This is a genomic window from Sinobaca sp. H24, from assembly GCF_023845525.1.
Genome location: NZ_JALBWT010000003.1, coordinates 48,604 through 61,235, shown reverse-complemented (window position 1 = coordinate 61,235; position 12,632 = coordinate 48,604). Strand labels below are relative to the sequence as shown.

Below are 12,632 nucleotides of genomic sequence, written 5' to 3'. Positions count from 1 at the left end.
ATTTGGAGGAGGGCAGGGTTATTAGAATAGCTGATTTTAAATTAGTGTCTCTTGAAGAGAAGCATCTAGAAATTGTTTTAAAATGGAGAAATTCTCATGAGATTCGTACAGTGATGTATACCGATAAAATTATTTCATTTGAAGAACATTGGAATTGGTTTGAGTCTTTTAGGGATTCTAATGAAACTATCATTAAAATTTTATTATATTTAGGTGAACCAATAGGTTTAGTTAATTTTAATAAAATAAACGCCTTTGATAACAAGTGTTATTGGGGTTTTTATATTGGAGCTCTGGACGCTCCCAAGGGAGCAGGCACTATCCTGGGTTACCTGGCTCTTAATTATATATTTGAGAATCGAAGCATTAGAAAGGTCTGTTCTGAAATCATTGGATACAATACCCAAAGTATTCAATTTCATCAAAGGATGGGTTTTGTTGAAGAAGGACGTTTGGTGGAACACATTAATAAAGGGAACAAATTTATTGATGTTGTGTTAATGGCACAATTTGAGCATCAATGGGGACATAGTAAAAACAACTTGAAGAAAAAATTAGAAGGAGCAGTTAAATGATGAAAAATGGCCTTACAGTGGAAGGTATAAAGATTGGAGAAAATAATCCTCCTTTTATTATTGCTGAAATGTCAGGCAATCATAACCAGTCTTTGGAACGTGCTCTTAAAATTGTAGAAGAAGCAGCAAAAACTGGTGCTCAAGCTTTGAAGTTACAAACTTATACAGCAGATACTTTAACGTTGGATGTTAACAATGAAGATTTTCAAATTCAAGATGCAGAGAATTTATGGAAAGGGAATTCTCTTTACAAACTTTATGAGCAGGCTTATACACCTTGGGAATGGCACGAACCAATCTTTAATAGATGTCGTGAACTTGGTATGGTTCCATTTAGTTCCCCATTTGATGAGACTTCAGTAGACTTTTTGGAATCATTAGATGTTCCAATGTACAAGATTGCTTCTTTTGAAAACAATCATCTTCCGTTAATTAAGAAAGTGGCAGCAACGGGTAAGCCGATGATTATATCAACTGGCATGGCCTCTATTGCTGAATTAGATGAAACAGTCAGAACAGCAAGGGAAGCAGGCTGCAATGATCTTATACTATTAAAGTGTACAAGCACATACCCGGCAACTCCTGATAATACAAATATTATAACTATACCTCATATGAGAAAGTTATTTAATTGTCAGGTTGGATTATCTGATCATACGTTGGGAATTGGTGCAGCGATAGCAAGTGTAGCTTTAGGTGCAACAGTTGTTGAAAAGCATTTTACCTTATCCAGGGCTGATGGAGGCGTAGACTCCGCATTTTCTATGGAACCAGATGAAATGAGAAGTTTAGTGGAAGAATCAAAAAGCGCATGGCAGGCACTTGGCAAAGTGACATATGGACCAACAGAAAAAGAAAAAGCATCGTTGAAGTTTAGAAGATCCATTTATGTATCAAAAGATATAACGGCAGGAGAAGCGTTTACGAAAGAAAATTTGAAAATCGTTAGACCGGGATATGGATTGGAGCCGAAGTATTTTGAGATGTTATTAGGGAAAAATGCAAAAACTGGATTTAAAAAAGGTACTCCGTTAAATTGGGAAAATATTTAGCAAATGCGTGAATAATTTTTAACGCTATTTTAAAACATGACCAGCCCTTTAAGCGAAAGTTAACAAACAATATCAGATATTATTTAACCCAAAGTGATGAAAGAGTTGAAATTGCTACCCAAAGCAAATTTGATACATAAACCCTATATTTTACATAAGTTGTTTTCATCTTCCAGTCGAGGCTTATTTCTAATTTAAAAAGATTAAAGGTGAAGAAAAAATGTTGTTTGATTCGCATATCGTTTTTATTCTAATTGAAAGAAGGTGCTATGATGGATATCGCTGCATTATCTATGGCAATGAGTCAAGGAGAAGTGAAACAACAGGCGTCGGTCTCGATGATGAAGAAAGTGATGGGGCAGGCAGGTGAACAAAGTGAAGCTCTAAAAAAGCTGATGGAATCAGCGGATGTGCAAAAGATAGAGCAAGCAGCCCAGCCTCATTTAGGAGGAAGTATTGATTTTAAAAAATAATAGAGGATGTGTAGAACAGTCTATGCGAACAAGTATTAACAATGTACAGCAAAAGAAATAGGATACATGACATATTGTTCATTAACTAATACTTTTCGATTAGGAAATTGTCATTTTGGTAAAAAAAGGTATTTATATCTCTCAAGATAAGACAAAAAGGAAGAAGGAATGACCTATGAGTGAGGGGATTTCAGGATTCAGCGATGCGGTCCAGTTTTGGAAAAAAGCAGTCATGGAAGAACAGAAAGTGACTCCTATTGAACAGACTGATAAAAAAGTCGTCCGTCCCGGTATTGAAAAGGGATATGACGCAATTCTATTATCCAATACTGTGAGCGAAGGAAATAAGCTGATGAGGCATACGAGTCTGGAGTTTTCTCTGCATGAAGATCTGCACCGGCCGATTGTTAGAATTGTAGACCGTGATACAAAAGAACTCATTCGGGAGATTCCGCCGGAGAAGTTTATGGATATGGCAGCGGCTTTTATGAAGCAGGCCGGTTTAATTGTAGATGAGAGTGTTTAAAATACAACGAAAACCTCAGCTGATCAGCTGAGGTTTTGTTATATGCGAAATACATAGCCGGCTGAATACTTTTTTACAGCAAAAGGTTTAGTTTATCGCCGTGTAGACCGATAAAGAGAGTAGAGTTCGAGAACGAGAGGATGAAATGAGATGGCGATGAACCGGGTTACCGGCTTTGGCTCCGGAATGGATATTAATCAGATGGTAAAAGATCTTATGCGCGCCGAGCGGATGCCGATGGATAAGCTCACGCAGAAAAAAACAACGATTGCGTACCAGATGGAGGAATACCGCAGCGTAAACCGCATGTTTAACGATTTCCGCACGAGTACCTTCGATACTGTCATGCGTGCTTCCAATATGCAGGCACGTACGGCGGCTTCAACGAATGATGCCCGGGTAACGTCAACAGCTAACGCCGAGGCCGGAAATTCCAGCTACCAGCTCAGCGAAGTCCGTGAGCTGGCGAAGGCGGCTTCGTTAACAACCTCGGCGCGGGTCGGGGATGAAACGTTTAAAAGTACAGCCAGCCTTGGTTCGCAGAGCTATGCAGCCAATGCGCCGGAATGGAAAACGGGCGTCACGCAGAAAGAAACACTGCGCGCCGATGGTACCCAAACCACATTTACGGTATCAAAAGACAATCTGAAAACAGATGCAGCCGGCGATATGATTATTAAAGGAAGAAATCAAAATTATGAAGTCGTAACCGGCGATGCGGTGCTGACAGCTAATCAGGTTCGCGTCACTTTTGCCGGAGACGGCAGCAGCATGGAGCTGGAATTCGGAAAAGCCCCGGCAAGCGGCGATGTGAGCGTTGATTATTTTACAACGAGCGCTACCCAGTCATTTAATCCAACGGCGGCCCAGTCGACTTTTTCGATTGGGAAAGGTTCAATAGATCCGGCCACGCTTGATATCCGTATAGGGGGCGGGGGACCGTTAACGGTTGTTACCGATCCTGATCAGACGCTGCAGGCAGGTGAAGCTTACTTAAACAGTGCGACTGGACAGATCCGCCTGGCAGAAGCTACGACGGAAGCCGTAGAGGTGAACTATACCCAGCAGTATGAAACCGGGGCGATTTCCACCTTCAACGCGGAAGGCAAAGAAGTGAAGGAACAGTTTATTATCCAGAGCGGCCAGTCGCTTGATCAGGTCATGACGGCTGTCCGTAATTCTAAAGTAGGCGTACAGGGCTTTTATGATCAGTTTACCGGAAATATTTCCATGAACCGCTCTGAAACCGGGAAATTTAATCCAGACGGCCCGGAGATGACATTTGAGGGAAACTTTTTTCAAAATACGCTTGGACTGGGCAGTGCGAACTATACTGATGCCTCAAATGCAAAGTTCACGTTGAATGGAATGGATACAGAGCGCACGTCCAATACGTTTACCGTTAACGGCATGACGATGACGCTTAAAGACACTTTTACAGCAGCAGAAGGTGCGGTCACGCTTTCTTCCACCGTTAATACGGATGGGGTGTTTGATACGGTCAAAGGCTTTGTGGATGAATACAACAAAATGCTGGAAACAATTAACGGCAAGCTGAAGGAAACATTAAACCGAGACTATCCGCCGCTTACCGATGAGCAACGTGCGGAGCTCAGCGAATCGGAGATTGAAAAATGGGATAAATTGGCCCAAAGCGGAATGATCCGTAACGATCGCATTATTAGTAATGCGATGACAACGATCCGTAACGATCTCTATGGATCAGTCAGCGGCTCGTCTTTCGGAAACTTAACGTCGCTCGGTATTACGACAACGAGAAATTATATGGACGGCGGCAAGCTGGAGATTGATGAAACGAAGCTCCGTGCTGCGATTGAGTCTGATGCTGAAGGTGTGTTTAACGTGTTTGCCGCTAACGGGGAGACGAAGAACGAGCAGGGGGTGGCCCGGAGGATGCGTGAAAGCCTTGATACCGCAATCACGCAGATTGCCGAGCGGGCCGGCGGATTAAAAGGAAAAGTGCAGAACAATCAGTTTACGCTCGGGCGCGAGCTTATGAATACGGATGACCGTATCAGCGATTTCGAACGTAAGCTGACGATGATTGAAGACCGCTACTGGAGGCAGTTCAGCGCAATGGAAAAGGCGATGTCTGCGGCAAATAACCAATCCAACATGATCTTTTCGATGTTTAACAGCAATCAATAATAAAACAGCACTACGTCTGGGAGGACAGTACACATGGCATTTAACCAAGCACAGGATCTTTATAAAAAAAATATGCAGGCTGCAGGGCCCTCTAAGCCGCTTGCTTCCGTCAGTACGATGGCAAGAGAAACAAAAGCCCCGGATCCGCCTCTGAATGCTCCATCGCAGGCGTACAAAAATCAGTCGGTGCAGACCGCATCCAAGGGAGATTTAACGCTTCTGCTGTATAATGGCTGCCTGAAATTTATCAGCCGGGCTGAGACTGCGATCGCGGCAAAAAATCCGGAAGAGCGGCATACGTTTATTATGAAAGCCCAGGATATTATCCGCGAGCTTATGATTACGCTTAGAACGGACAGCGATGTGGGCAAAAATATGCTGCAGCTATATGATTTTATTTTATCCCGTCTAAAGGACGCCAACGTGAACAATGATGCGCAGGCACTGCAGGAGGCAGCGGGACTTGTGACCGACTTCCGCGATACGTGGAAGGAAGTCATGAAGCTCGACCGCCAGCAGCGTTTCGGGAGCGGAGGCCAGGCATGATTAACGCTTTATATGAAGAAACAAAGCAGCTTCATGACTTAGTCACCGGAAGCGATCCTCAAGGAGAAGTTGACCGCGAAGCTTACTTAGAGCGCGTAAATGAGCATCTGACCAGACGCGATGCGCTTCTTGCTGAGGTTCCTTCATCCGGTACATTTACTGCGGAAGAGCAGAAGCTCGGCGAAGAAATGACAAAGATGAACCAGGTCATTGATGCCCGGATGGAAAACGTGCTGGAACGCTGGAAAAAAGACGTACAGCAGCTCAAAGCGAAAAAACAGTCCAACAAGCTCTACCAGAACCCATACGCAGAACCAGCGTCGGACGGCGTATTTTTTGACCAGAAGAATTAATAGAAGTTAAAAATCAGGGCCTGCCGAAAGCGTCCGCCTATGGAAATTTATATTTTTCCAAAAACCTGAAAAACCTGCCCATTCCGGAGCAGGTTTTTGCTTTTTTTTCAGAAGAAAAGCGTGGTAGGGTTATGAGAAAGGGGGTATAAGCAATGGCGAAATCATTGGAAAAAGCGGAGCTGGACTTTTTGGCTACATACTCTGCACTGCTTGATACGCTGGAGGATGGATTCAGCTCTGTAGCCTATTTCTACCGGGAAGGGTTTGAAGAAAGCGGGGATCGCCTTCTGCTGCAAATGCTGGAAAGCGTAATGCCGTATTCGCCGGAAAATATGACGATGGCGCATATTGTATCCGAACGCGGGGAGTATCAGAAGGGGCTGAAACAGTTTTATCAAACGACAGCTGAAGCAGGGAAGGTGCTGGAAACCAAAAACCGGCATGAAAAAATCACGTACCTGAGTACCGTGCTGCTGCCGGTGTTCCAACGCTGGAAGCTTTTAGTGGACGGGCTGTTACACCAGAAGGAAGATTAATGTATGTATGCGAGGATATATAGAGGCGCTGTCTGGTTTTTAGTATAGCAAATGCTGGAGCGGCGGCCTTTTTCTCTATTTACCAAAACACTTCCGCAGTGTGAAGCTGGCGTGTCCGTACGTCACGTACGGCACATCTTCGGTAAAATTAACGGTCTTTCCCGGAATAAACTTCCATCAATATGGGTATAGAGTACATGTGTACGGAACGAAAAAACGTGATTTAAAAAGGAGTGTCCATATTGGATAGTAAACTTTATATCAACGGAGAATGGAAAGACGGATCCAAGGAACGCTTTGACGTGCTTGATCCCGGCACAGGGAAAAAAATCGGCACTGCAGCCAACGGCAGCAGCAAAGATACAGATGAAGCTATTGAAGCCGCGAACGAAGCATTTAAAACATGGTCAAAAAACGACGGCGGCAGAACGCGCTAAATATATGAAGAAAATTCACCAGCTCATGCTTGAAAAGAAAGATGAGCTTGGAGAATTAATTACAAAAGAAATGGGAAAACCTCTCCATGAGGCAAAAGGGGAAATTGAATACGCAGCTTCCTTCATTGAATGGTTTGCCGAAGAAGCGAAACGCGTGTACGGCGAAACAATTCCGGCAAGCTCCACGGAAAAGCGGATCATGGTTATTCACCAGCCGGTCGGCGTTGTAGGGGCAATTACGCCGTGGAACTTCCCGCAGGCGATGGTTACCCGTAAAGTAGCGCCGGCACTTGCTGCTGGCTGCACGATTGTTCTAAAGCCGGCAGGAGACACACCGCTTTCTGCATTTAAATTCGCGGAGATCTGCGAAGAAGCCGGCCTTCCAAAAGGCGTCTTTAATTTGATCAGTGCTGACAGCGGCTCGGAAATCGGGGAAGCAATGATGAACAATAAAGCTGTTCGTAAGGTTACGTTCACCGGCTCCACCGAGGTCGGAAAAGTGCTGATGAAGCAGGGCGCTGATCATATGAAGAAACTTTCTCTTGAACTGGGCGGACATGCACCGATTATCGTGCTTGATGATGCTGATATTGATAAAGCCGTCACCGGCACGATTGCATCGAAGTTCCGCAACGCCGGACAGACCTGCGTATGCGGTAACCGTGTTTATGTTCAGGAAGGCATTTACGATGAGTTTATCGAGAAATTCCAGAAAAAAGTCTCAGAACTGAAAGTCGGCAATGGTTTTGATAAAGTCGAAATCGGGCCGCTGATTAATAAAGAAGGCTACGAAAAAGTCGAGCGCCACGTGAAAGATGCAGTAGATCAAGGAGCTGTAGTCGTGGAAGGCGGCGACGGTTTTGAAAAGGACGGCGCGTATTTTTACAATCCGACTGTTCTTAAAGACATTACCCATGATATGTTGATCATGAATGAAGAAACGTTCGGACCGGTCGCGCCGATCCAGAAGATATCAAGCGATGAAGAAGGCGTGCGCCTTGCCAATGATTCCCCGTTCGGTCTCGCATCCTACTTCTTTACCGAAAGTCTGAGCCGCGGCATGAAAGTAGCCGAAGGGCTGGAATTCGGTATTGTCGGCTGGAACGACGGCGCTCCGTCCGCTGCCCAGGCACCGTTCGGCGGCTGGAAAGAAAGCGGCATGGAACGCGAAGGCGGCCATCAGGGTATTGAAGCATTTCTTGAAACGAAATATATTTCCATGGGACTGTAAAAAAACCGGGCGCTTCGTAATTGAAGCGCCTTTTTCTATGTAAAAGGTCCTGAGACCTTGTTCCAACGCGGATTATTTTAAAAATAAATATGCTTTTTTTAAAATTTCTTTTGTGTTTAAGAAGGTATATAAGAGTGGAATAGAGAAGTGTATTAACAACCGAGAGGAGGAGTTTACTAGTGAATTACAACATTCGTGGTGAAAACTTAGAGGTGACTCCCGCATTGAAAACATATGTGGAGAAAAAGGTAAGCAAACTTGAAAGGTATTTTGATACTACCCGGTAGCAGATGTTCATGTAAAGCTTCAAAAACAGAACAGCGACAGCATTATTGAGGTGACGATTCCGATGCCGCAGCTTTTACTGCGTGCCGAAGAGAATCATGCTGATATGTACGCTGCTGTGGATCTTGTAGTGGAAAAGCTGGAAAGACAGATCCGTAAATACAAAACAAAAGTAAACAGAAAATTCAGACAAAATGGCAGTGTGAAACAGCTGTTTAACAACAACATGGAAGCTCTGCAGGAGCAGGTAGCCCAAAATGGCGACCCATCCAATGCAGAATTCCCGAAGATCCGGTTGATGATCTTGAAGTCGTCCGTACGAAACGCTTTAATTTGAAGCCGATGGATGCAGAAGAAGCGATTCTGCAGATGGACATGCTCGGCCATAATTTCTTCGTTTTCTCCAATGCGGTAAACGGAGATACAAGCGTCGTCTACAAACGTAAAGATGGAAAATACGGGCTGATTGAGCCTGAATAAATAAACAGCCGGACAGCAGAAATGCTTTCGGATAGAAAGGAGCCCCCGCAGAGGGGGCTCCTTTTTGCCTCCTGTTTTTAATTGTAAGGTACTCAGTAAACTGATAGAATAATGTAAGGTATGAAGAAAAATAAATGAATGATACAAGTACTCGATTTTCCTCTGCCAAAACGGGCAGGAATACTATATGGACAATCGATTCTATTTCCCAAAAGGGGAAGAGAGGGCGATGATGAACGAATGATAGGTATGCTTAAAAAAGTGATAGGAGACACCGACCAGCGCCACGTAAAGAAAATGCAGAAAACCGTGGAGGCAGTGGAATCCTACGCTGACGATATGAAAAAGCTCAGTGACGATGGACTGCGCATGAAAACAGAGCAGTTCAAAAAAGAATATGCAGACGGGAAAAAGCTTGATGACCTGCTGCCGGAAGCGTACGCTGTTGTACGGGAAGCGGCTGCCCGCGTTCTGAAGATGACTCCGTTCCCTGTTCAGATTATGGGTGCGATTGTCATGCACCGCGGCAACATTGCGGAAATGAAAACCGGTGAAGGTAAAACCCTCGTGGCTACCATGCCGGTGTACCTTAATGCGATTGCAGGAAAAGGTGTACACGTCGTTACAGTAAACGATTACCTTGCCCGCCGGGACAGCGAAATGATGGCTCCGCTTTATGAATTTCTCGGCCTGCAGGTCGGCCTGAACCAGAAAGGCATGACCAAGGAAGAAAAGCGGGAAGCATATCAATTCGACATTACGTACAGCACGAATAATGAGCTCGGCTTTGACTACCTGCGTGACAACATGGTTCTTTACAAAGAGCAGATGGTTCAGCGTCCGCTCCATTTTGCCGTGGTCGATGAAGTGGACTCGATTTTAATTGATGAAGCAAGAACGCCGCTGATCATTTCCGGAACTGCGGAACAGTCCACGAAAATGTATGCAACTGCCAATACGTTCGTGCGCCGCCTTACGCTGGAAACCGACTATACGTACGATGAAAAAACAAAAAACGTGCAGCTGACAGAAGAGGGCGTCAATAAGGCAGAATCTGCCTTTCAAATTGAAAACCTGTTTGATCAGCGCCACGTGCAGCTGATTCACCACATTAACCAGGCGCTTAAGGCGCGTGTGGCGATGCATCGTGACTCCGACTATGTGGTAGAAGACGGTAACGTTGTGATTGTGGACCAGTTTACCGGCCGTTTAATGAAAGGCCGCCGCTACAGCGATGGACTTCATCAGGCAATCGAAGCAAAAGAGGGCATGGAAGTGCAGAAAGAAAGCATGACGCTCGCCTCGATTACGTTCCAGAACTACTTCCGGATGTATCAGAAGCTTGCCGGGATGACCGGTACGGCCAAAACGGAGGAAGAAGAGCTTAAAGATATTTATGGAATGAGCGTAACGTCCATTCCAACCAATAAACCGATCGACCGGACGGACAGCCCGGACCTGATTTTCAAGTCCAAAATGGGAAAATTCAAAGCGGTCGTGAACAAAATTGAAGAACTGTACAAATCCGGCCAGCCGGTGCTTGTCGGTACGGTGAGCGTGGAAACGTCCGAGCTTGTGGCAAGCCACCTGCAGAAGCGCCGCGTGCCGCATCACGTATTGAATGCAAAAAACCATGAAAACGAAGCTAAAATCATTGAAAATGCCGGTCAGCGTTCCGCAGTAACGATTGCGACAAACATGGCCGGACGCGGAACCGACATTAAGCTTGGCGACGGCGTAACGGAACTGGGTGGACTGTTTGTGCTCGGGACCGAACGTCATGAAAGCCGCCGGATCGATAACCAGCTGCGCGGACGTGCCGGACGTCAGGGGGATCCGGGTGCCTCCCAGTTCTTCCTCTCCATGGACGATGAGCTGATGCGCCGCTTTGGGTCTGATAACATGAGAAGCATGATGGACCGTCTCGGCATGGAAGAAGACCAGCCGATCGAAAGTAAGCTTGTCAGCCGTGCGGTAGAGCAGGCCCAGAAGCGTGTGGAAGGATCGAACTTCGATGCCCGGAAACAGGTACTGCAGTATGACGATGTTATGCGCGAACAGCGTGATGTGATCTACAAGCAGCGGATGGAAGTGCTCGAGTCCGATAACCTGAGCGCGATCGTGAAAACGATGATCGGCACGGTAATTGAGCGGACCGTTCATCTGTACACGCCGGAAAATGAAGTGCATGAGGACTGGGATCTGGAAGGTCTCACGCATTACCTGAGCGGTACGGTGCTTTCCATGGATGATCTGAACGTAAAAGACATCGAAGGACTGGATTCCGAAGAAATTATTGATAAAGTCAAAGGTATTGTCATGACGAAATACGATGAAAAAGAAGAAGAACTTACAGCGCCAACGATGCGCGAATTCGAAAAAGTTATTATGCTTCGTGCCGTGGACCGTAAATGGATGAACCACATTGATCAGATGGACCAGCTCCGCCAGGGTATTCACCTGCGTGCTTACGGCCAGAACGATCCACTCCGCGAGTATAAGTTTGAAGGCTTTAACATGTTTGAAGACATGATCGCGTCCATTGAAGAAGAAACAGCCACCTACGTAATGAAAGCCCAGGTAAACAACAACCTTGAGCGTAAAGAAGTGGTGTCGCAGAATCAGGCGGTTCACGGAGAAACAGACCGCTCGGACGCAGCCAAGAAGCGTCCGGCCCGAAATACAGAAGATGTAGGAAGAAACGATCCCTGCCCGTGCGGCAGCGGCAAAAAATATAAAAACTGCCACGGCCAGGAAGATACGAAAGCTCAATAAAAGATGCAGGGGGAGGAAAGGCGGACCAGTCTCCTCCTCTTTTTTCAGCCTTCACTAGAAATGATGAACAGGAAAAGGGGAATTACAATGGAAATCGCAGATATACGCAATGAATTATCAAAAATGAGCAAGGTACTCAACGACTTTAGGGGGTCTCTTTGACCTCGCTGCCAAAGAAGAACGTATAGCAGAACTGGAAGAAAAAATGACGTATCCGGACTTCTGGGACGACCAGAACAATTCAAAAAAAGTCATTGATGAGGTAAATATTTTGAAGGAAACGGTCCATGGCTTTAAAGAGCTCGAAGAAGAGCTGGAAAACCTGGAAGTTTCCTATGAACTGGTCAAAGAAGAGCCGGAAGAGGATCTGAAAAAAGATCTTGATGACGGCATGAGCGCGCTTCGCCGCGCGATTAATGATTATGAGCTGCAGATGCTTCTCAGCGAGCCGTACGATAAAAACAATGCAATCCTGGAGCTTCATCCAGGTGCTGGCGGCACCGAGTCGCAGGACTGGGCCTCGATGCTGCTTAGAATGTACAAGCGCTGGGCGGACCTGCGCAGCTTTTCCGTTGATATGCTCGACTACCAGCCGGGTGATGAAGCCGGTGTGAAAAGCGTCACGCTTCTTATTAAAGGACGCAACGCCTATGGCTACCTGAAAGCGGAAAAAGGCGTGCACCGCCTCGTGCGGATTTCGCCGTTTGATTCATCCGGACGCCGCCACACGTCGTTTGTTTCCTGCGAAGTAATGCCGGAAATGGATGATGACGTGGAAATTGACATTAATACCGAAGATTTAAAAATTGACACGTACCGCGCAAGCGGTGCCGGCGGACAGCACGTCAACACGACCGATTCCGCCGTCCGTATTACCCACCTGCCGACAAACGCCGTCGTCACCTGCCAGAACGAACGCTCCCAGATCAAAAACCGTGAGCAGGCGATGAAAATGCTGCGGGCCAAACTGTACCAGCTCAAGCTGGACGAACAGCAGGAAGAAATTGATGAAATCCGCGGCGAACAGATGGAAATCGGCTGGGGCAGCCAGATCCGTTCGTACGTATTCCACCCGTATAACATGGTCAAAGACCACCGCACCAATTTTGAAGTCGGGAATACCGGCGGCGTGATGGACGGAAAAATTGATCCCTTTATTGATGAATACCTGCGTTACAGCATGAAAGCATAAAG

General features: G+C 46.0%; 10 protein-coding genes and 2 pseudogenes. All 12 read left to right on the top strand.

The features are described 5' to 3' along the window. The first annotated feature begins 44 nt into the window (after positions 1-44). The 12 genes and pseudogenes from pseH to prfB all read left to right on the top strand — a co-directional run bounded on the left by pseH (position 45) and on the right by prfB (position 12,630). Positions 45-575: a UDP-4-amino-4,6-dideoxy-N-acetyl-beta-L-altrosamine N-acetyltransferase gene (gene pseH, locus MMY81_RS06015; protein WP_252312054.1), complete on the top strand. Its 531-nt coding sequence runs from the start codon at positions 45-47 to the stop codon at positions 573-575. Then, a complete protein-coding gene (gene pseI, locus MMY81_RS06010) occupies positions 575-1,627 on the top strand; it encodes a pseudaminic acid synthase (RefSeq protein WP_252312247.1) in 1,053 nt (350 codons plus the stop codon). The genes pseH and pseI overlap by 1 nt, the downstream gene beginning before the upstream one ends. A gap of 269 nt (positions 1,628-1,896) precedes the next feature. Continuing rightward, a complete protein-coding gene (locus tag MMY81_RS06005) occupies positions 1,897-2,100 on the top strand; it encodes a YjfB family protein (protein ID WP_308215237.1) in 204 nt (67 codons plus the stop codon). A 175-nt stretch (positions 2,101-2,275) separates the two neighbouring features. Further along, positions 2,276-2,626: a flagellar protein FlaG gene (locus MMY81_RS06000; RefSeq protein WP_252312053.1), complete on the top strand. Its 351-nt coding sequence runs from the start codon at positions 2,276-2,278 to the stop codon at positions 2,624-2,626. Positions 2,627-2,776: 150 nt separating this feature from the next. Then, positions 2,777-4,795 carry a flagellar filament capping protein FliD gene (gene fliD, locus MMY81_RS05995; RefSeq protein WP_252312052.1) on the top strand — a complete coding sequence of 673 codons (2,019 nt, stop codon included), beginning with the start codon at positions 2,777-2,779 and terminating at the stop codon, positions 4,793-4,795. A gap of 33 nt (positions 4,796-4,828) precedes the next feature. Then, the gene (gene fliS, locus MMY81_RS05990; RefSeq protein WP_308215236.1) at positions 4,829-5,341 is read left to right on the top strand and encodes a flagellar export chaperone FliS; all 513 of its coding nucleotides are present in this window, start codon (positions 4,829-4,831) and stop codon (positions 5,339-5,341) included. Then, positions 5,338-5,694 carry a flagellar protein FliT gene (gene fliT, locus MMY81_RS05985; protein ID WP_252312051.1) on the top strand — a complete coding sequence of 119 codons (357 nt, stop codon included), beginning with the start codon at positions 5,338-5,340 and terminating at the stop codon, positions 5,692-5,694. The genes fliS and fliT overlap by 4 nt, the downstream gene beginning before the upstream one ends. 152 nt (positions 5,695-5,846) lie before the next feature. After that, positions 5,847-6,230 (top strand): DUF8042 domain-containing protein, encoded by a 384-nt coding sequence (locus tag MMY81_RS05980; RefSeq protein ID WP_252312050.1) that lies wholly within the window; start codon positions 5,847-5,849, stop codon positions 6,228-6,230. A gap of 242 nt (positions 6,231-6,472) precedes the next feature. Then, positions 6,473-7,898, top strand: a pseudogene (locus MMY81_RS05970) (NAD-dependent succinate-semialdehyde dehydrogenase). A gap of 179 nt (positions 7,899-8,077) precedes the next feature. Next, positions 8,078-8,663 (top strand): annotated as a pseudogene (gene hpf / locus MMY81_RS05965) (ribosome hibernation-promoting factor, HPF/YfiA family). A 240-nt stretch (positions 8,664-8,903) separates the two neighbouring features. Continuing rightward, positions 8,904-11,438, top strand: coding sequence for a preprotein translocase subunit SecA (gene secA, locus MMY81_RS05960; RefSeq protein WP_252312243.1), 2,535 nt, complete (start codon positions 8,904-8,906; stop codon positions 11,436-11,438). Positions 11,439-11,525: 87 nt separating this feature from the next. Then, positions 11,526-12,630 (top strand): peptide chain release factor 2 gene (gene prfB, locus MMY81_RS05955; protein WP_252312049.1). Its coding sequence is split into 2 segments (ribosomal slippage): positions 11,526-11,597 and positions 11,599-12,630, totalling 1,104 coding nucleotides; the frame shifts between segments, so codons are not numbered across the junction. Positions 12,631-12,632 lie beyond the last annotated feature (2 nt).